Origin of the sequence: Acidovorax sp. LjRoot74, from assembly GCF_964254355.1 — a bacterium.
Taxonomy (GTDB): Bacteria; Pseudomonadota; Gammaproteobacteria; order Burkholderiales; family Burkholderiaceae_C; genus Acidovorax.
Genome location: NZ_CAXUTI020000001.1, coordinates 5,380,176 through 5,398,624, shown reverse-complemented (window position 1 = coordinate 5,398,624; position 18,449 = coordinate 5,380,176). Strand labels below are relative to the sequence as shown.

Annotated in this window: 19 protein-coding genes; 11 read left to right on the top strand and 8 right to left on the bottom strand. The window is 69.0% G+C overall.

Translation table 11 applies throughout. The annotated features are described in order from the left end of the window. Window positions 1-80: 80 nt before the first annotated feature. Entirely contained in the window at window positions 81-581 is a 501-nt protein-coding gene (locus ACSQ3O_RS25660) for a MarR family winged helix-turn-helix transcriptional regulator (protein WP_436140914.1), read from the top strand. On the opposite strand, the gene ACSQ3O_RS25655 is transcribed toward ACSQ3O_RS25660, so the two are convergent. Continuing rightward, on the bottom strand, window positions 554-1,522 hold the full coding sequence (locus ACSQ3O_RS25655; RefSeq protein WP_436140913.1) for a LysR substrate-binding domain-containing protein: 969 nt from the start codon (window positions 1,520-1,522) through the stop codon (window positions 554-556). The two genes, ACSQ3O_RS25660 and ACSQ3O_RS25655, sit on opposite strands and share 28 nt — an antisense overlap. A 107-nt stretch (window positions 1,523-1,629) precedes the next feature. Between ACSQ3O_RS25655 and ACSQ3O_RS25650 the strand changes: the two genes are divergently transcribed. Together ACSQ3O_RS25650 and ACSQ3O_RS25645 are read left to right on the top strand one after the other, a co-directional pair. After that, window positions 1,630-2,595 (top strand): tripartite tricarboxylate transporter substrate binding protein BugE, encoded by a 966-nt coding sequence (locus tag ACSQ3O_RS25650; RefSeq protein ID WP_137749316.1) that lies wholly within the window; start codon window positions 1,630-1,632, stop codon window positions 2,593-2,595. A gap of 157 nt (window positions 2,596-2,752) precedes the next feature. Beyond that, window positions 2,753-3,688: an N-formylglutamate amidohydrolase gene (locus ACSQ3O_RS25645; protein WP_436140912.1), complete on the top strand. Its 936-nt coding sequence runs from the start codon at window positions 2,753-2,755 to the stop codon at window positions 3,686-3,688. Between the two features lie 23 nt (window positions 3,689-3,711). On the opposite strand, the gene ACSQ3O_RS25640 is transcribed toward ACSQ3O_RS25645, so the two are convergent. From ACSQ3O_RS25640 to ACSQ3O_RS25630, 3 genes are all read right to left on the bottom strand, one after another. Continuing rightward, complete coding sequence (locus ACSQ3O_RS25640) at window positions 3,712-4,923, bottom strand: serine hydrolase domain-containing protein (RefSeq protein ID WP_436140911.1); 1,212 nt, start codon at window positions 4,921-4,923, stop codon at window positions 3,712-3,714. Window positions 4,924-5,023: 100 nt separating this feature from the next. Beyond that, window positions 5,024-6,436 (bottom strand): sensor histidine kinase, encoded by a 1,413-nt coding sequence (locus ACSQ3O_RS25635; protein ID WP_436140910.1) that lies wholly within the window; start codon window positions 6,434-6,436, stop codon window positions 5,024-5,026. Then, window positions 6,433-7,089 (bottom strand): response regulator, encoded by a 657-nt coding sequence (locus ACSQ3O_RS25630; protein ID WP_436140909.1) that lies wholly within the window; start codon window positions 7,087-7,089, stop codon window positions 6,433-6,435. Before ACSQ3O_RS25630 ends, ACSQ3O_RS25635 begins: the two co-directional genes overlap by 4 nt. 160 nt (window positions 7,090-7,249) lie before the next feature. On the opposite strand from ACSQ3O_RS25630, the gene ACSQ3O_RS25625 reads away from it, so the two are divergent. Together ACSQ3O_RS25625 and ACSQ3O_RS25620 are read left to right on the top strand one after the other, a co-directional pair. Further along, the gene (locus tag ACSQ3O_RS25625) at window positions 7,250-7,924 is read left to right on the top strand and encodes a response regulator (protein ID WP_063459706.1); all 675 of its coding nucleotides are present in this window, start codon (window positions 7,250-7,252) and stop codon (window positions 7,922-7,924) included. Window positions 7,925-8,004: 80 nt separating this feature from the next. Beyond that, window positions 8,005-9,456 (top strand): sensor histidine kinase N-terminal domain-containing protein, encoded by a 1,452-nt coding sequence (locus ACSQ3O_RS25620; RefSeq protein ID WP_436140908.1) that lies wholly within the window; start codon window positions 8,005-8,007, stop codon window positions 9,454-9,456. Window positions 9,457-9,535: 79 nt separating this feature from the next. Here the strand turns inward: ACSQ3O_RS25620 and ACSQ3O_RS25615 are convergent, their stop codons facing one another. From ACSQ3O_RS25615 to ACSQ3O_RS25605, 3 genes are read right to left on the bottom strand one after another with little or no spacing between them, the layout of a single operon-like run. Beyond that, window positions 9,536-10,255, bottom strand: a complete 720-nt coding sequence (locus ACSQ3O_RS25615; protein WP_436140907.1) for an SPOR domain-containing protein — start codon at window positions 10,253-10,255, stop codon at window positions 9,536-9,538. A gap of 37 nt (window positions 10,256-10,292) precedes the next feature. Next, the gene (locus ACSQ3O_RS25610) at window positions 10,293-11,147 is read right to left on the bottom strand and encodes a biotin--[acetyl-CoA-carboxylase] ligase (protein ID WP_436140906.1); all 855 of its coding nucleotides are present in this window, start codon (window positions 11,145-11,147) and stop codon (window positions 10,293-10,295) included. Continuing rightward, window positions 11,144-11,698: an SET domain-containing protein gene (locus ACSQ3O_RS25605; RefSeq protein ID WP_137749309.1), complete on the bottom strand. Its 555-nt coding sequence runs from the start codon at window positions 11,696-11,698 to the stop codon at window positions 11,144-11,146. The genes ACSQ3O_RS25610 and ACSQ3O_RS25605 overlap by 4 nt, the downstream gene beginning before the upstream one ends. A gap of 137 nt (window positions 11,699-11,835) precedes the next feature. On the opposite strand from ACSQ3O_RS25605, the gene ACSQ3O_RS25600 reads away from it, so the two are divergent. The 6 genes from ACSQ3O_RS25600 (at window position 11,836) to ACSQ3O_RS25575 (ending at window position 17,538) form a co-directional block, all read left to right on the top strand. Beyond that, window positions 11,836-14,745 carry a DNA topoisomerase III gene (locus ACSQ3O_RS25600; RefSeq protein WP_436140905.1) on the top strand — a complete coding sequence of 970 codons (2,910 nt, stop codon included), beginning with the start codon at window positions 11,836-11,838 and terminating at the stop codon, window positions 14,743-14,745. Next, window positions 14,742-14,966, top strand: coding sequence for a hypothetical protein (locus ACSQ3O_RS25595; RefSeq protein WP_436140904.1), 225 nt, complete (start codon window positions 14,742-14,744; stop codon window positions 14,964-14,966). Before ACSQ3O_RS25600 ends, ACSQ3O_RS25595 begins: the two co-directional genes overlap by 4 nt. Before the next feature lie 63 nt (window positions 14,967-15,029). Continuing rightward, a complete protein-coding gene (locus ACSQ3O_RS25590) occupies window positions 15,030-15,806 on the top strand; it encodes a helix-turn-helix transcriptional regulator (RefSeq protein ID WP_137749307.1) in 777 nt (258 codons plus the stop codon). Window positions 15,807-16,037: 231 nt separating this feature from the next. Continuing rightward, window positions 16,038-16,631, top strand: a complete 594-nt coding sequence (locus ACSQ3O_RS25585; RefSeq protein ID WP_436140903.1) for a YbhB/YbcL family Raf kinase inhibitor-like protein — start codon at window positions 16,038-16,040, stop codon at window positions 16,629-16,631. 67 nt (window positions 16,632-16,698) lie between these two features. Next, window positions 16,699-17,049, top strand: coding sequence for a DUF4124 domain-containing protein (locus ACSQ3O_RS25580; protein ID WP_137749305.1), 351 nt, complete (start codon window positions 16,699-16,701; stop codon window positions 17,047-17,049). Window positions 17,050-17,190: 141 nt separating this feature from the next. Further along, entirely contained in the window at window positions 17,191-17,538 is a 348-nt protein-coding gene (locus ACSQ3O_RS25575; protein WP_298455282.1) for a DUF2834 domain-containing protein, read from the top strand. On the opposite strand, the gene ACSQ3O_RS25570 is transcribed toward ACSQ3O_RS25575, so the two are convergent. After that, the gene (locus tag ACSQ3O_RS25570) at window positions 17,499-18,329 is read right to left on the bottom strand and encodes a helix-turn-helix domain-containing protein (protein ID WP_436140902.1); all 831 of its coding nucleotides are present in this window, start codon (window positions 18,327-18,329) and stop codon (window positions 17,499-17,501) included. The genes ACSQ3O_RS25575 and ACSQ3O_RS25570 overlap by 40 nt on opposite strands. Window positions 18,330-18,449 lie beyond the last annotated feature (120 nt).

The window sequence follows — 18,449 nt, the reverse complement described above, 5'->3', positions numbered from 1 at the left end:
CTGGATGCTTGAACAGTAGTTTATGCGAGCTGTTCAAATGCATTCAAGCGCAATTTAGTCAGTTTGCATGACAATTGGCCATGCCTGAAATTTCCCCTGCAGCGCCCGCCCAGGACGGCTGGCGCCAGACCCATCTGGGCCGCCTGCTGGGCCATGCGATGCGCCGCTTCGATGCGCGGGTGCTGCAGCTCATGGCGCACAACGTGGAGGTGCCGCTGGCCCTGTCCAACCTGGCGGCGCGGGACCAGGTCAGTGCTGCCCATGTGCACATCACGCGCCATCTGGCCTTGCAGGGCGACCGGCTGACCGACCTGGCCCAACGCGCAGGCATGACCAAGCAGGCCATGGCCAACCTGGTGGACCAGTGCGAGGCCTGGGGCCTGGTCACGCGCGAGGCCGATCCGCTGGACGCCCGCGCGCGCCGCGTGTGCTTCACGCCCGTGGGGCTGGCCTGGCTGCAGGCCTTTCAGGACGCCGTGGCCCAGGCCGAGGCCGAGTTCCGCGAAGAGGTGGGGCGTGACGTGGCCACGGTGGTGGCGATCGGGCTGGAGGCCTATGCGGGCGGGGCTGCCGCAGGCTGAGGAGGGCTGGCGCCCTCGCCCGCCGCCACTGGCTGAGCGCAGGCCAGCAGCCACTGCCGAAAACACTGCAGCGCGTGCAACTGCGTGCGCCCCTCGGGGTAGCACAGCCAGTAGCCCACGTCGCTGGGGTAGCCGCCGCGCAGCGGCACATCGGCCAGCGGCTCGCGCACCAGCCCGGCGGTGATCTCGTCCTGCACCAGGCAGCGCGGCACCAGCGCCAGCCCCATGCCCGCCATCACGGCGCGGATCATGGTCTGGAACTGGTCGAATTGCGGGCCGCCCAGCGGGTCCAGGTGGCCCGTCACGCCATGGGTCTCGCTCCAGCGCAGCCAGGCCTCGGGCACGGTCACGTGGCGCAGCAGGGTGTGGCCTGCCACGTCGCGCGGGGTGCGGATGGGCCAGTCGGCCACCTTGGTGCGCGGCGCGATCAGGGCCACATCATTGCCCGTGATGTAGTGCGCGTGGGCGCCCGGCCAGTGGCCGTCGCCGAACAGGATGGCGCAGTCCAGCTCGGGCCGGTCGAAGTTGTAGCTGTGCACATACGGCACGAAATGCAGCGTGACCTGCGGGTGCTGCTGCTGGAACTGCGGCAGGCGCGGGATGAGCCACTTGGCGGCGAATGTGGGCAGGCTGGACAGGTGCAGCGCGCCCCCGCCGTCGTCACTGGTGATCAGCTCCAGCGTGGCGGCCTCCAGCTGTGCCAGCACCGCGCGCACGGCCTTCTCGTACCGCTCGCCCGCCGGGGTCAGCGCCAGGCGTTTGCGGCTGCGCTCGAACAGCGGCACGCCCACCCAGCCCTCCAGCTCCTTGACCTGTTTGCTCACCGCGCTTTGCGTGAGGTGCAGCGCCTCGGCCGCGCGCGACACGCCGCCAAACCGGGTGACGGTCGAGAACGCCCGCAGCAGGTGCAAAGGCGGCGAGAGGCGGCGCAGGGACGACATCGTAAGTAATCAAATTATTCCAAATGGGAATGTTATCAGGCACATCCATTGCTTGGTAGAGACCATCGATTCCATTAACCTCAGTTCCATTCATAGGAGAAGTCTTCATGCAACGCCGTCATCTGCTGTCTGCCATGGCTGCCGTATCTTTCGTTCCAGGAATGTCATTGGCGCAAGAGGGCAAGCCGCTGCGCCTGGTCGTGCCCTTCCCGCCCGGGGGCGCGACCGACATCACGGCCCGCAGCCTGCAGGAGTCGCTGGCCCGCATCCTCAAGCAGCCCGTGGTGCTGGACAACCGGGGCGGAGCAGGTGGTTCCATCGGCATGGCCGAGGTGGCGCGGGCCCCGGCCGACGGCCTCACCATTGGCGTGGCCACGCTGTCCACCCACGGCGTGAACCCCGCCGTGTATAGCAAGCTGCCCTACCACCCCACCAAGGACTTTGTGGGCGTGACCGAGATCGTGAAGGCTCCGGGCGTGATCGTCATCAACCCTGCTGTGTTGCCGGTCAAGGACTTTGCCGAGCTGGTCAAGTACCTCAAGGCCAATCCCGGCAAGGTCTCGTACGCCACGCCCGGCAATGGCACCATCGGCCACATGTGGGGCGAGCTGTTCAAGAGCAGCACCGGCACCTCGATGGTGCACATCCCCTACCGGGGCGCGGGCCCGGCCGTCAACGACGTGCTGGCGGGCCAGGTGGCGGTGTATTTCGACCAGGTGGCGTCGTCGCTGCCACACGTCAAGTCGGGCAAGCTCAAGGCGCTGGCCGTGTCCTGGCCCGAGCGCCTGGACGTGCTGCCCGAGGTGCCCACCTATGCCGAGCTGGGCTACAAGCAGGCCAACGAACCCTCGTGGTTTGGCCTGGTGGCCCCCGCCGCCACGCCCGCTGCGGCGGTGGACCGCATCCAGCAGGCCGTGGCCCAGGCCCTGAAGGAGCCCGCCGTGCGCGAGCGGCTGGCGGGCCAGGGCCTGTACCCCTCGGGCACCACACCCAAGGACTTCACAGCCCAGATTGCCAGCGAAATCGACAAGATGAAGCGCGTGGCAGCCTACGCCAAGATCGCCCTCGACTGATCCGGGCAGGCCTTGTTCCCCAGGTTCAAGGCCGCCCCATGGGCGGGGGCTCCCTGCCCGGCCGTGAGCCGGACGCCATGATTCCTGAGGGATAACCATGGCTTCAAACCGGTCTGGGTGGCTAGGCCAGCCGCCCCACTTTGCGCACACTCTGCCTATGCATGCAGCCTTGAAACTGATCCACCACCGTTTTCTGCAAGCCCAGCCCGGCGTCACCGGCTCGCCGGGCCTGGCCTCGGCCCCCAGCGCCACTGGCATGGTCACGGCCCAGTCCGGCAGCACCCCGCTGGTGCTCGACTCGCCCCACAGCGGCACGCAGTATCCGGCCGACTTCGGCTCCGCCTGCGATCTGCCCACCCTGCGCCGCGCCGAAGACACGCATGTCGAGAAGATCTATGCCTTTGCCCCGGCGATGGGCGCGGCCTGGGTCGAGGCCCATTTCCCCCGCATCTACCTCGATGCCAACCGCGACACGACCGAGCTGGACACTTCCCTGCTCGATGGTGAGTGGTCCGACCCCATCTCCACCGACCCCAAGGTGCTGAGCAAAGTGCGCCTGGGCAAGGGCCTGGTCTGGAAGTTCACCGACGAAGGTGAGCCCATCTACAACCGCTTGCTCACCGTGGCCGAGGTGCGCGCGCGCATCGACCGCTGCTGGCGCCCCTACCACGCCGCGGTGGCCCAGGCCATTGACGCGGCCCATGCGCGCCATGGCTACAGCATCCACCTCAACTGCCACTCCATGCCCGCCGTGGCCGGGCGCTTTGCCACCGAGTTCCCGGGGCTCGAACATGCCGACTTCGTGATCGGCGACCGCGACGGCACCACCGCCAGCCCGGCACTGTCCGCGCTGATTTGCGAACACCTGCGGGCGTGCGGCTACAGCGTCGAATACAACCACCCCTACAAGGGTGTGGAGCTGGTGCGCCGCTACGGCCACCCGGCGCAGCAGCGCCACAGCATCCAGGTCGAGATCAACCGCAAGCTCTACATGGACGAGCGCACGCTGGCGCAGCAACCCGAGGGCATGGCGCGCCTGCAGGCCGACCTGAAAACCCTGGTGCAGAAGCTGCTGGCGCACGACCCGCGCTGAGCACCCGGCGCGGGCCGGTGGGCTCAGGCCACCAGCGTGGAGACCCCTTCGTAGAGCAGGCCCATGCTGTCCGCCGTGGCGATGTTGCTGTGGGCCAGGCCCGCGCGCGAGCCATCAAGTGCGACCACCGACATGGCCTGAAAACCTGCGTCCTGGCCGTTGTGCAGCAGCCAGCCCGTGCCGTGCGCCGCATGCACCAGCCAGCCCAGGCCATAGCGGCCTGCGGGGGCGTGCCCCAGGCCCTGCAGTCCCTTCACGTAGCTGCGCGGCAAGGGGGTGGCATCCCCGCGCAATGCCCGCAGGTGCCACTGCAGCCACCGCGCATCCTCCCCCACCGTCAGGCTCACGGCGCCTGCGGGGTCCAGGATTTCCAGCCACACCCTCTCCGGGGCCTCGACCAGGGGCAGGGGCTGCAGCCGACCACCCAGGATCTCGTGCCCGGAGGGCTGCTGGCTGCCAGCACGCATTGGCTCTCCCACGAAGAGCGAAAGACCCAGAGGCTGGGCCACACGCTGGCGCAGCAGATCCGCCCACGCCAAGCCCGTGGCCGCGCGCAGCATGCGGGCCGCGAGCGCATAGCCTGCGTTCGAGTAGGCAAAGCCCGGGTCCGCGCCCGTCCCGCGAACGGGCGGCTGGCGCAGCAGCCATTGCAGGAAGAACGCCTCCGCCTGCGCAGGTTGCTGCCAGCGCGCCAGCACCTCGGGGCCCACCGCATTGACGAACAGCTCCACGTCTTCGATGGCCGAAAAGCCCATCACCCCGGCGCGGTGGTCCAGCAGGTCGCGCAGCGTGATCTGCTGGTAGGCGGGCAAGGCGCTCTGCGCCAGCTCGGGCAAGGTCTGGGCCAGGGTGCTGTCCCAGCGCAGCAGGCCCTGGTCCACCACGCTGGCGGCCACGCAGGCAGTCATGGCCTTGGTGTTGGAGCCGATGGCCATCAGGTCGCCGGTGGCCAGGGGCGCATTGCCACCCAGGCGGCGCAGCCCCGCGACGGCGGTGTGGACCTGGCGTGGGTCCGCCCACCCGGCTGCGGCGCCCACCACGCCTTGCTTCACCAGCCCTTGGGCCAGGGCCTGCACCCGCTGGAGAGCTTCGCGGGGGCCGTCATCGTCGCCCCCACCGCAGGCGGTGAGCACACTGCCCAACGTGGACAGGCCTGCAGCTGCCAGCCAGTGGCGGCGTGAGAGGAGGAGGGCGCCGCGCGCTGTGGAAGGGGGAACAAGGCGGGTAGGGGTCATGGCATCTCGTGAAGTGAAGAAGATGCCGGGATTGTTGAAACGCCAACCTTGGGCGAACCCAAAGATTGGCGCAGAGGGGGCTGCTGCCGGGCGCGGGTGGTCAGCCCGCCACCGGCCAGCGCAGCGTGAAGCCCACGCCCCGCCCGTGCAGGCCGGGGCCCAGGCAGACCTGCCCGCCCAGGTGGCCGATGGCCTGCTGCGCGATGGTGAGTCCCAGGCCCGATCCGCTGCTGCGCGCGCGGGGCGAGCGCCAGAAGCGCTCGAACACCCGGTCCTGCTCGCCTGCCGCTATGCCCGGGCCGTCGTCGGCAATCCAGACCACCACATCGCCGCCCTCCTGCACCACCCGCAACTGCACCTCGCGCCCCGCGCCCGGGCCGCAGCCGTGCTTGAGCGCGTTGTCCAGCACATTGCCCAGGGCGGACCAGAGCAACTGGCGGTCCAACGGCAGCTCCAGGGTGTCCGGGCCGTCGAGTGACAGCTCAACGCCCAGGCCCTCGGCCCAGCCCGCACGCTCGGCCAGGCAGTCCTGCAGCAGCGCCATAAGGTCCTGGGGCGCGGTGGGGTGCAGCGCGGGGGCTTCTTCCAGTGCCGCCAGCGTGAGCAGCTGTTCGCTCAGGTGCGCGGCGCGCTGCACAGCAAGCTTCAGCGCCTCGCTGGCCTGCGCGCGTGCGGGCCCTTCGGGGGCTTGCGCCAGCACATGGGCCTGCGTGGCGATGACGGCCATGGGCGTGCGCAGCTCGTGGGCCGCGTCGTGCACCAGTGCCTTTTCGCGCGCCAGGTGGGCGCGCAGGCGGGCCAGCAACTGGTCGAACGACTGGACCAGGCCGTGCAGCTCGCGCTGGGGCGGCAGGTGCTGCAACGGTCGCAGGTCATGGGCCGAGCGAGCGGCGATCTGGGCATCCAGCCGCGCCAGCGGGCGCAGCCCCGTGCGCACGGCCAACCACAGCGGCAGGCCCACCAGCGGCAGCGCCAGCAGCACCGAGGCCGCCAGGTCTTCGCCCATGAAGCCCAGCAGCCGTGCATCGGCCAGGCGGGGCTCGGCCACCACCACGCGCCAGGGGCCCGTGCTTTCCCACGCCACCCAATGGGGCGTGCCCGCCACCTCCATCGCGGCATGGCCGGAGTCGCCTGCCAGCGGCACGGCGGGGAGCCCGGCGGTGCTGCTGTGCAGCAGCTGGCCTGTGCGGTCCTGCAGCTGCATCAGCACCGAAGTGCCCTGCAGCAGGTCCACATCGGCGCGCATGGCGTTGAGGGTGTGGGCCATGCCGTGCACCAGCGCGCGGGCCTCGGCGGGCTGGTCCAGCGCGGCCAGCGCCCCTGCCAGCCCCTGCGCGAGCTGGCGCACGCCGGGGTTGGTGTCCATGGCGCGGTAGTGGGTGATGGCCGCCTGGCCCAGCAGCACCAGCCACACCAACGCCATGGCCGCGAGCAGCGCCAGCAGGGTGCGGCGCATGAGGCTGGGGCCCCACCAGCCGCGTGGGCGCGCGGGGGTTTCGGTCGGTGGTGTCATGGCTGCAGCCGGTAGCCCACGCCACGCACCGTGACCACGCGCTCGGCGCCGATCTTCTTGCGCAGGTTGGAGACATGCACCTCCAGCGTGGCGGCGTCCAGCGCGTCGCCCAGGGGTTCGAGCCGCTGGGCAAGCACGTTCTTGGCCACCACCTTGCCGGGTTCGCGCGCCAGCTCCACCAGCAGCCGGAACTCGCGCGGCGACAGCGCCAGGGGCTCGCCGCTCACCCAGGCTTCGTGCCGCCGGGGTGCCAGACGCAGTGCGCCCAGGGTCCACTCCTCGCTGGCCTGGCGCGCGCTGCGACGCAACACGGCATGCAGGCGCGACAGCAGCTCCGGCACATCAAAGGGCTTGAGCACATAGTCGTCGGCGCCGCCGTCCAGGCCATCGAGCCGGTCCTGCAGCGCCGTGCGGGCCGTGATCACGATCACCGGCAGGCTGAGGCCCGCGCGGCGCCAGCGGCGCAGCAGTGCCATGCCCTGGCCGTCGGGCAGGGTCAGGTCCAGCAGCACGGCGGCGACCTCGTTGGCGTCGGGCAGGGGCGGCGTGGCGGCCACGCTGCGCAGCCATTGCACCGTGAAGCCGCCCTGCTGCAGGGCTTGCAGCAGGGCCTGACCCAGGTCCAGGTCGTCTTCGATGAGCAGGATGTGCATGGCCGCCATTTTCCGTGCCCCAAGCTTGCATCCAGCCAAAGGCGCCGGACAGGGCGCCGGACAGGGCGCTGGCGCCTTGGGCACCCTAAAATCCTCGCACAGGCAGACAATGACGACACAGGCCCGCCCACGGGCCGCACCACCCAAGGAGACAGTCCGCATGCGCATCCTCATTGCCGAAGACGACCAGGTGCTGGCCGATGGCCTGCTGCGCACCCTGCGCGCCTCGGGCGCCGTGGTGGACCATGTCGCCAGCGGCACCGAGGCCGACGCGGCGCTGATGACCAACAACGAGTTCGACCTGCTCATCCTGGACCTTGGCCTGCCCAAGATGCACGGGCTGGAAGTGCTCAAGAAGCTGCGCAGCCGGGGCTCGGCCCTGCCAGTGCTGATCCTCACGGCCGCCGACAGCGTCGAAGAGCGCGTGAAGGGTCTGGATTTTGGCGCCGACGACTACATGGCCAAGCCCTTCAGCCTGCAGGAGCTGGAAGCCCGCGTGCGCGCACTCACGCGCCGGGGCATGGGCGGCACCAGCAGCTCCATCAAGCACGGCCCGCTGGTGTACGACCAGGCAGGCCGCGTGGCCACTATCGACGGCAAGATGATCGAGCTGTCGGCGCGCGAGCTGGGCCTCTTGGAGGTGCTGCTGCAACGCGCGGGCCGCCTGGTGAGCAAGGAGCAGCTGGTCGAGCGCCTGTGCGAGTGGGGCGAAGAGGTGAGCAACAACGCCATCGAGGTTTACATCCACCGCCTGCGCAAGAAGATCGAGGGCGGCCCCATCCGCATCGCCACCGTGCGCGGCCTGGGCTACTGCCTTGAGAAAATCCCCGGATAGTATGAAATTGATAGCTGTCAGGGAATGATGGACGCGCGGTAGCGGCCTTTTTTCTTCATAAAACCAGCACGGCAAACGCCTTGAAGATCTTTCAGCGAGAGCAGCGCTCCCTGTTCGGCGAGATCCTCGACTGGATGCTCACGCCGCTGCTGCTGCTGTGGCCCGTGAGCCTGGCGCTGACCTGGCTGGTGGCCCAGGGCCTGGCCAACAAGCCGTTCGACCGCGCGCTCGAATACAACGCCCACGCCCTGGCCCAGCTCGTGAGCGTGGCGGGCGATACCGTCCAGTTCAACCTGCCCCAGCCTGCCAGCGAGATCCTGCGCGCCGACGACTCCGACATCGTCTACTACCAGGTCATCGGGCCGGGCGGCGAATTCCTCTCGGGCGAACGCGAGCTGCCCGAGCCCGCTGCCGACGAGGTGCCCCTGTCGGGCGAGGTGCGCCTGCGCGACGCCGAAATGCGCGGCATCGAGATCCGCGTGGCCTACATCTGGGTGCGCCTGCCGCTGCCCGGCACCCCTGTGGCTCTGGTGCAGGTGGCCGAAACGCGCGAAAAACGCAGCGTGCTGGCCACCGAAATCATCAAGGGCGTGATGCTGCCGCAGTTCGTCATCCTGCCGCTGGCCGTGCTGCTGGTGTGGCTGGCGCTGGCGCGTGGCATCCAGCCGCTGAACCAGCTGGAGCAGCGCATCCGGGCCCGCAAGCCCGACGACCTCTCGCCGCTGGACGACCGCACCGTGCCGCTGGAGGTGGCACCCCTGGTGGCGTCGGTGAACGACCTGCTGCAACGCCTCAACGACTCGCTGGCCACACAAAAGCGCTTTCTGGCCGACGCTGCACACCAGCTCAAGACGCCGCTGGCGGGACTGCGCATGCAGGCCGACCTGGCCCAGCGCGAGGGCACCAGCACCGAAGAACTCAAGCGCTCGCTGCAGCAGATCGGGCGCTCCAGCATTCGCGCCACGCACACGGTCAACCAGCTGCTGGCGCTGGCACGCGCCGAAGGCAGCGGTGTGGGGTTTGCACGCCAGCCCTGCGACCTGGCGCGCCTGACCATCGAGGTGGTGCGCGACTCGGTGCCCCGTGCGCTCGACAAGCACATCGACCTGGGCTACGACGGCGCCGAGCCCGGCACCCCCGGCGTGGCCCTGGACGGCAACCCCACGCTGCTCAAGGAGCTGGTGCGCAACCTGCTGGACAACGCCATCAACTACACCCCCTCCACGGCCGAGAAACCCGGCGTGGTCACGGCCCGTGTGCTGGCCGACACCTTTGGCCAGGTGCTGCTGCTGCAGGTCGAAGACTCCGGCCCCGGCGTGCCCGAGGTCGAGCGCGAACTGGTGTTCCAGCCCTTCTACCGCGCGCTGGGCAGCGAGGCCGACGGCTCGGGCCTGGGCCTGCCCATCGTGCTGGAGATCGCGCGCCAGCACGGCGCCGAAGTCACGCTCGAAGATGCCCGCCCCGGCCAGCAGCCACCCGGGGCGCGCTTCAGCGTGCGGTTTGTGGCGCGGGACGTGGTGGCAGGGGGCTAGCGCGTCTGCGATTGCGGGGGCGCCGTATGCTGCGTGCAGCCTTTCTTTGGCGCTGGCGCAGCCGCTCAGGGGGTTGTTGTCAGATACAACTGCGCAGCGTCTTGCCTGCCATGGCACTGCGCAGGGCGTCCAGCTGGGGACGCAGGGCATCGTTCACGGCGGGCAGGCGCAGCGTGAAGCCGGGGGCGTCGGGGCGCTCCTGCACCACACGGGCGGTGCGCACGCCCTTGGTGCCCAGGTTGGTCAGCTCGCGCTCGGCGGCTTCCTTGGTGGCGAAGCGGCCCAGCGAGAGCCCGAACTCCAGCGTGCCACCGGCGCGGTCGTGGTCCACCTTGCGGGCGCGCAGTTCGGCCCGTTTCCTGTCCAGCGTCTCCAGGTCTTCGAAGCGGCCCATGTAGACCATCCAGCGGCCCGCGATGGGGGTGGGCTCCAGCGCCCAGCTGCCCTGCGGCAGGCCCGCCGCCGCCGCGCGCAGGGCCTCGGCCTGGCGCTCGTCAAAAACACCGGCCTGCAGGCATTCGGCAGGGTCGGCGGGTGGGGTGGGGGTGTCGGAGGGCGCGGCGCTCGTGGCGGCAGGAGCGGTGGATGCGGTGGCAGGGGGCGGCACCGGCGCGCTGGAGGAGGTCTTGCCCGGGTTCACCTTCAGGATCTGCAGCGTTTCGGGCCGGATCTGCTGGTCCATGCGCTGGGGCTCGGCCTGCTCCTGCGGCGCCCAGCCCCAGGGGCGCAGATGGCCTTGCGACCACGCGAAGTAGCTCGCGTTGGCCAGCAGCAGCACGATCACGGCAAGTCGGAGCATGGGCAAAAGCCTTTCGGGGCGCGGGGGGGCAGGGGCTTCATACCGGCGGCACAGCACTGGGCCGGACGCTGATCTCGGAGCTGGTGATGGCCTGCATGCCACCGGCCGTGTGTACCAGCAGCGCGCCATCGTCGCCCACGCCATGCGCAGTGCCGGTGTGGCCGTCGCTCAGCGTCACGGCGCGGCCCTGCAGCACGTCGCGGGCTGCAAAGCGGGGCTGCATGGGCGCAAAGCCATAGCCTTCAAAGGCCTGCAGCATGGCCACCAGGGGCGGCACGATGCGTTGCAGTGCGGTCGGCGCGTCCAGGCCCGGCTCCACGTCCTGCAGGCAGCCGGGCGGCATGCTCATGCCCTCGGGGCTGCGCGGCAGCACGTTGATGCCGATGCCCACCACCACATAACGCGCGGTGCTGGTGTGCGTTTGCGGGGCAGCGGCCTGGGGCGTCACAAAACTCGCGGTCTCCACCAGGATGCCGCCCAGCTTGCGGTCGCCCGCCGCGCCGCCCAGCCACAGGTCGTTGGGCCATTTCAGGCCCACGCGCGCAGGCTGGTGGGCACCCAGCGGCGGCAGCACGGGCTGCAGGCTCTCGGCCACGCTCACGCCCACGGCGAGCGACAGGCCGGACCAGTCCTTGGGCGCGAGCGGCAGGCCCAGGGACATCATCAGCGAAGCCCCCACATCGCTCTGCCACACCCGCCCCAGCCGCCCGCGCCCGGCGGTCTGTTGCTCGGCCACCAGCAGCGTGGGCTCGCACTGGCCGCTGCGCGCACGGCGCATCAGCTCGGTGTTGGTGGAGTCGATGGAGGGCAGCACCTCGACCGTGAAACCCGGCAGCAGGGGCGAGACGGCTTCCCAGATGGCCTCGGCGGGCCAGCGGATGGGGGCATTCATCGCCGGGCCTTTTTGGCTGCCTTGGCGGAGGGTTTGGATGGCGGCAGCGGCACCGGTGGTGCCCAGCCGCGCTTGGGCGCCAGCAGCGTGCCCCGGCAGTTGGGGCTGCCGCACCAGCAGGGGTACTCGGCCTTGAGCTTGGGCGTGTAGCGCTCTTCAATGATCAGGCCGTAGTCGTAGTTCAGCTCTTCCCCGGCCTTGATGTTGCGCAGCGCCGTGATGAAGATGCGCTTGTCTTGCTCGTCGGCGTAGCAGTTGGGATTGCAGCTGTGGTTGATCCAGCGCGACGAGTTGCCGCCGAACTTTGCATCGATCACATGGTCTTCATCCACATGGAAGTAGAACGTGTGGTTGGGCTGCAGGGGGTCGTGCGGGTGCCGGTCCTGCGCCTCCTGCCAGCCGATCACTTCGCCCGTGTACTCCACAAGGACTTCGCCCTCTGCAATATCCTGCACGGCAAACACGCCCTTGCCATGCACGCCCGAGCGCCGGGTCTGGATGCGGCGGCCGGGTGCAACGGTAGGGGCGGCGGGCGATGCGGAGCGGGGCATGGCAAAAACTCTGTTAACTTGATGGTGCACACATGTGTGTGCGTGCGCGTACATGCGTGTGCATGCGCGTGAGAGACGAATTGTAGAAGCGCCCGGGCCGGCCCCGGGCAACCAGAATGACTGGCGAGAGCCCCAACATGACCAAGACCCTGGTAATTGCAGAAAAACCCTCGGTGGCACAAGACATCGTGCGCGCCCTCACGCCCGTGGCGGGCAAGTTCGACAAGCACGAAGACCATTTCGAGAACGACCGCTATGTGGTCACCAGCGCCGTGGGCCACCTGGTGGAGATCCAGGCCCCCGAGCAGTTCGACGTCAAGCGCGGCAAGTGGAGCTTTGCCCACCTGCCCGTGATTCCGCCGTTCTTTGACTTGAAGCCCGTGGACAAGACCAAGACGCGGCTGAACGCGGTAGTCAAGCAGGCCAAGCGCAAGGACGTGACCGAACTCATCAACGCCTGCGACGCGGGCCGCGAGGGTGAACTGATCTTCCGCCTGATCGAGCAGTACGCCGGTGGCGCCAAGCCCCTGGGCAAGCCCGTCAAGCGCCTGTGGCTGCAGTCCATGACGCCCCAGGCCATCCGCGACGGCTTTGGTGCCTTGCGCACCGAACAGCAGATGGCGGGCCTGGCCAGCGCCGCACGCAGCCGCTCCGAGGCCGACTGGCTGGTCGGCATCAACGGCACCCGCGCCATGACGGCCTTCAATTCGCGCGACGGCGGGTTCTTCCTGACCACCGTGGGCCGGGTGCAGACGCCCACGCTGTCGCTGGTGGTGGAGCGCGAAGAAAAAATCCGCAAGTTCGTGAGCCGCGACTACTGGGAAATCCACGCCACCTTCGGCGCCCAGGCGGGTGAGTACCCCGCCAAGTGGTTCGACCCCAAGTGGAAGAAAGGCGAGGATGCCGAAGCCAAGGCCGACCGTGTGTGGTCGGCCGCAGAAGCCCAGGCCATTGCCAATGCCGTGCGCGGCAAGCAGGCCACGGTCACCGAAGAAAGCAAGCCCACCACCCAGGCGTCGCCCCTGCTGTTCGACCTGACCAGCCTGCAGCGCGAGGCCAACGGCAAGTTCGGCTTTAGCGCCAAAACCACGCTGGCCCTGGCGCAAAGTCTGTACGAGCGCCACAAGGCCCTGACCTACCCGCGTACCGACTCGCGCGCGCTGCCCGAAGACTATTTGCCCGTCGCCAAGCAGACCTTCGAGATGCTGGCTGACAGCGGCATGCGCCACCTGGCGCCGCACGCGCTCACGGCGCTCAACAACAACTACGTGCGCCCGTCCAAGCGCATCTTCGACAACAGCAAGGTGAGCGATCACTTTGCGATCATCCCCACGCTGCAGGCACCCAGCGGCCTGAGTGAGGCCGAGCAGAAGCTGTACGACCTGGTCGTGCGCCGCTTCATGGCCGTGTTCTTCCCGAGCGCCGAATACACCGTCACCACGCGCATCAGCACCGTGGCACCCCACAGCTTCAAGACCGAAGGCAAGGTGCTGGTCAAACCTGGCTGGCTGGCCATCTACGGCAAGGAAGCGGCCGACGAAGTCGAAGGCGGCAAGGACGGCGACAAGGGCCAGAACCTGGTGCCTGTGAAGCCCGGCGAAATGGTCAACACCCTGCAGGTGGACCCCAAGGGCCTCAAGACCAAGCCGCCCGCCCGCTATTCCGAAGCGACGCTGCTGGGCGCCATGGAAAGCGCGGGCAAGCAGATCGACGACGATGAGCTGCGCGAAGCCATGCAGGAAAAGGGCCTGGGCACGCCAGCCACCCGCGCCGCCATCATCGAAGGCCTGCTGACTGAAAAGTACATGCTGCGCGAAGGCCGCGAAATCATCCCCACGGCCAAGGCCTTCCAGCTCATGACGCTGCTGCGCGGGCTGGAGGTGGAAGAACTCTGCCGCGCCGACCTGACCGGCGAGTGGGAGTACAAGCTCTCGCAAATGGAGAAGGGTCAGCTCAGCCGCGAAGCCTTCATGGCCGAGATTGCCGCCATGACCGAGCGCATGGTGAAAAAGGCCAAGGAATACGACCGCGACACCATCCCCGGAGACTACGCCACGCTCGAATCGCCCTGCCCCAACTGCGGCGGTGTGGTGAAAGAGAACTACCGCCGCTTTGCCTGCGTGGGCAAGCCAGGCGCGGAGCCTTGCGGATTCAGCTTCGGCAAGTCGCCCGCTGGCCGCACCTTCGAGACGGCTGAGGCCAACGCCCTGCTGCGCGACAAGAAGATCGGCCCGCTGGAAGGCTTCCGCTCCAAGGCAGGCTGGCCCTTCACGTCCGAGATCGTCATCAAGTACGACGACGAGGCGCATAACTACAAGCTCGAATTCGACTTTGGCGACGACAAGAAGGGCGAAGAGTCCGGCGAGATTGTGGAGTTTGAAGACGCCGCACTCGGCGCCTGCCCCATCTGCGGATCGGAAGTGCACGAGCACGGCAGCAACTACGTGTGCAGCAAGGCCGTGCCCACCACCGCGCAGCCCACGCCCAGCTGCACCTTCAAGAGTGGCAAGATCATCCTGCAGCAGCCCGTGGAGCGCGAGCAGATGACCAAGCTGCTCGAAACAGGCAAGACCGACCTGCTCGACAAGTTTGTGAGCATGCGCACGCGCCGCAACTTCAAGGCTCACCTGGCGTGGGACAAGGAAGCGGGCAAGGTCAACTTTGAATTTGCGCCATCCAAGTTCCCTCCACGCCCGGGCGCTGCTGCAAAAACAGTAGCGGCCAAGGCAAGCAAGGCAGGCGCAGCAGCCAAAAAAGCCCCTGCAAAGAAGGCCGCTGCCAAAACCACCGCAGCCAAAGCCCCGCGCAAGGCCGCCGCAGGCAAGGCCCCCAGCGCCGCCCTGGCCGCCGTGATTGGCAACGAACCCGTGGCCCGCCCCGAGGCCGTGAAGAAGATGTGGGAATACATCAAGACCCACAACCTGCAAGACCCCAAGGACAAGCGCACCATCGTCGCCGACGACAAGCTGCGCGCCGTGTTCGGCAAGGACAGCGCAGGCATGTTCGAGCTGGCGGGCATCCTGGGCAACCACCTGGGCGGCGAATGATGCAGGCGCTCGGCCCGGCACCCACGGCATCGTGCGCAAAAGGCCGCTGGCGCACCGCGCTGGTGGTTCTGGCGCTTGCCGGTGCGCTGGGGGGCTGCACCAGCACGGCGGGCTCTGTACGCTCCAGCGACCCGGCCAGCCAGCAGCAGCCCCAGGGGGCGAGCGGCGTGACCGTGTTTGGCGACATCGACGCGAACGTGACACGCGAGCGTTCGCGCTGACCTGCCCGGCACCCGCGCGAAGCCGGGGCTGACAGAGGGGCGTGAGCCGCAAGGAATAAATGGATGGCCGAACCCGCACTGTCCCTGCAGATCGCCACCACGGTCCACCACCGCGTCCACACGGTCACGGTGCGCATGGATTCGGTGGGCTGGGTGGTCTCTGGCACCAAACACCTCGTCACACCGGGCGGCGGGCACCGTTACCCCAGCGGGCGGGTGTTTGTGCTGCCGCGTGGCGCGCAGTGGGAGATCGTCAACGACCCGGCACCCCAGGGCCGCTATGTGGCGCGGCTGCTGTGTTTTGCGCCCGAGCTGGTCGGGCAGTTCCACCGCCAGTTTGGCCAGTTTGCGGCGGTGCCTGCGGTGCAGGGCTGCGCGGGCCTGGCGGCCGATGCAGCGTTTGAAGACAGCTACCGGCGCGCTGTGGCCGCGCTGGAGAACGCGACCAGTTCGCAGGCCCTGCGCGAGCACCGCGCGCTTGAAGTGCTGCTGGTGCTGGCCGAGGCGGGCATTGTGTTTGCCCCACCCGGCGAGCTGGGATGGGCCGAGCGCGTGCGCCGCCTCGTGGGCCCCAGCCCTCAGGCTGACTGGACGGTGGAGCGCATCGCCGCCGCCTTTGCCACCAGCGCCAGCACCCTGCAGCGCCGCCTGGCGCAAGAGGGCGAAACGGTGAGCCAGTGCCTGCGCGATGTGCGGCTGGAGACAGGCCTGGTGCTGCTGCAAAGCTCCGCGCTGCAGGTGTCCGAGATCGCGGCGCGTTGCGGCTATGAATCGCACAGCCGCTTCAGCGCCGCGTTCCGCGAGCGTTTTGGTTTTCCGCCCTCGCAGCTGCGGCCTTGAGGCGGGTGCTGGTGCCGACTGGCATCTAAAAAAGCAAACCCTTCACTGAGCGCAGTCGAAGCGCTGCCCGAGGCTTCGACAGGCTCAGCCTGAACGGGTGGAGCACTGATTGAGCGCCCATCTGACTGACGCGCCGCGCACAGCCTTTGACGCCGCCGGGCCAGTGCCATGCCACGGCGCGCTCCACCATCAAGGCCTTGTTTCACCCCGCTATCGCAAGGAGCCTTTCTGATGCCTTCACCCCTCTCGCGCACTCTCCGCGCTCTGTCCGCCGTCGCTACCTTGGGCCTTGCCCTGTCCGCCCAGGCTCAGGCTTTCACCCTCACCAGCCCCGACTTTGCCGAAGGCAGCACGCTGCCTCAGCGTTTCGAATTCAAGGGCTTTGGCTGCGCAGGCGACAACCAGTCGCCCGCCCTGCGCTGGAGCGGCGCACCTGCTGGTACGCAGAGCTATGCCGTCACCGTGTACGACCCCGACGCGCCCACGGGCTCGGGCTGGTGGCATTGGTCGGTGGTCAACATCCCCGCCAGCGTGACCGCGCTGCGCGCCGACGCGGGTGCCGCCGGTGGCGCACAACTGCCCGCAGGCGCGAGCCATGTGCGCATCGACTACGGCGTGGCCGCCTGGGGCGGCGCCTGCCCGCCCGAGGGCGATGCGCCGCACCGCTACATCTTCACCGTGCACGCACTCAAGGTGCCGCGCCTGGACCTGCCCGCCGACGCCACTGCCGCGCTGGCCGGGTACATGATCAACGCCCACAGCCTGGGCAAGGCCACGCTCACGGCGCGCTACGGGCGCCCTGCGGCCCAAGCCAAGCAGCAGTGACCGTGTGGGCTGGGGCGCTGTGATGTTTTAAGCTTGGTGGTCCTCCACCCCACTGCAGGCCCACCCCATGCGCAGCACCCGCGAACGAGCACTCTGGTCCCTCCTGGCTGCACTGCTGCTGGCCGCCGCAGCGGCGGCCTGGTGGACCGCCGACCAGTGGCTGCCCCAGGCCGGGCCCTGGACCGAGCAGGCCTGGAAAAGGATGACCCGCCCCGGGCCCGAATCCCTGCCGCTCGACAAGCGCCCCGCCGCCACGCAGGCCCGCCCCGCGCAGGCGGGCGCGTCCCAGCCCGTGGCTCCGCAGCCGCGCAAATGTGTGCGGGATGGCCGCACCACCTACACCGACCAGCCGTGCCCCAAGGGCAGTCAGGAACTGCCGGTGGATGGCGCCGTCACATCGTTGCCGCCCTCGCAGTAGGCGGCGGTTGACGGGCCGCCCGAGGCGATCAGGCCCGTGAGAGGCATGTCGTTTTTTTCCTAGCCCGCTAGGGGGTGGCGCGCATTCAATCGGGGCCTGGATTCACCACCGGCGCTCTGCACGAACAGGCGCTTTTCACCGATGCAACACCTCCCTGCTTCTCGATCTCTGCGCGTTTTTTTGTGGCTGCTGGCCGCCCTGGGCCTGGCCGTTCCCTGGTACTTCAACACCGTGTACTTCCTGGCCGGTGGCAGTGTGATGCCCGACGTTTTCTGGCGCGACGCTTTCGCGAATGCGCTCACCACCGGCATCACCTTCGACGTGTACCTGGCGGCCGTGGCGTTCTCGGTCTGGGTGGCGGCAGACCGCCGCCTGGGCGCATGGCGCTGGGCGTGCATTGCGGCCTGCTTTGGCATCGGCCTTGCGTTTGTGATGCCGCTGTACCTGGCTCAGCGCTTGCGCATGGACGCCGCCCGCTCGGCGGGCTGAACCGGCTGCGCCTGCGCGCCCACCTGCAGGGGCCAGTGGGCGCTGACGGGGCTGCGGCTGCCCTGCACCAGGGCCTGCAGCGGCTCGCCCGCCAGCCGGCGCACATCGCGCGCCATGTGCGACTGGTCGTAGTAGCCCTGGTCCACCGCCAGGTCCACCACCGGGCCGCCGGGCGCTGCGAGGGCGCTCCCCAGCGTGCTGTTCAGCCGTGCAATCACCTGGAACTGCTTGGGCGCCATGCCCCAGTGCGCCACAAAGCGCCGTTCAAACTGCCGCTGGCCCAGGCCCATGCGTTGGCCATCCTCGGTAGCGCCATCGCTGGCCGCCTGCAGCAGGGCCAGCGCCTGTAGCCGCCTGGCTTCGCAAGAGGATGGCGGCGCAACCCACTGCCGGATGAAGTCGCACAGCACCTGCAGCCGCGCGCCATCGCGGGGCGCTGCCCGCACCGCGTGTTCCACCTCCGCCCACTCCGGGCCCACCAGCTCGGCCAGCGGCCGCAGCGTGTTTACCTGCCCGCGTGCACTGGCAAACAGCGCTGCTGCGGCCTCGGGCTGCAGCACCAGCCCCACGGCCTGCACCGGCCCGCTGTGGGTGTAAACCGTGGCCGTGGTGCAGGCGCTCATCCAGGCCGCTGGTGGCACGGGCGCGCCCCGGCACTCCACCTGGCCCGCCAGCCGCACCACCAGCATGCTCGACACCATGGCCGGAAAATGCGACTGCGCCAGTGCCGCCGGGGCATCGACCACCACGGCGGCCATCAGCCAGGGTTTTAGATCGGAGGGGACGGGCACCAAACGCTGCATGCCCGGATTTTGCACACCAGCGGGCCAGGCGCGGTGGCAAATCCACCAGCGTCTTGGCAGGCCTGCCAGCCACCCGCGCGACACGCGCCTGCCGCACGCCCCGACTAT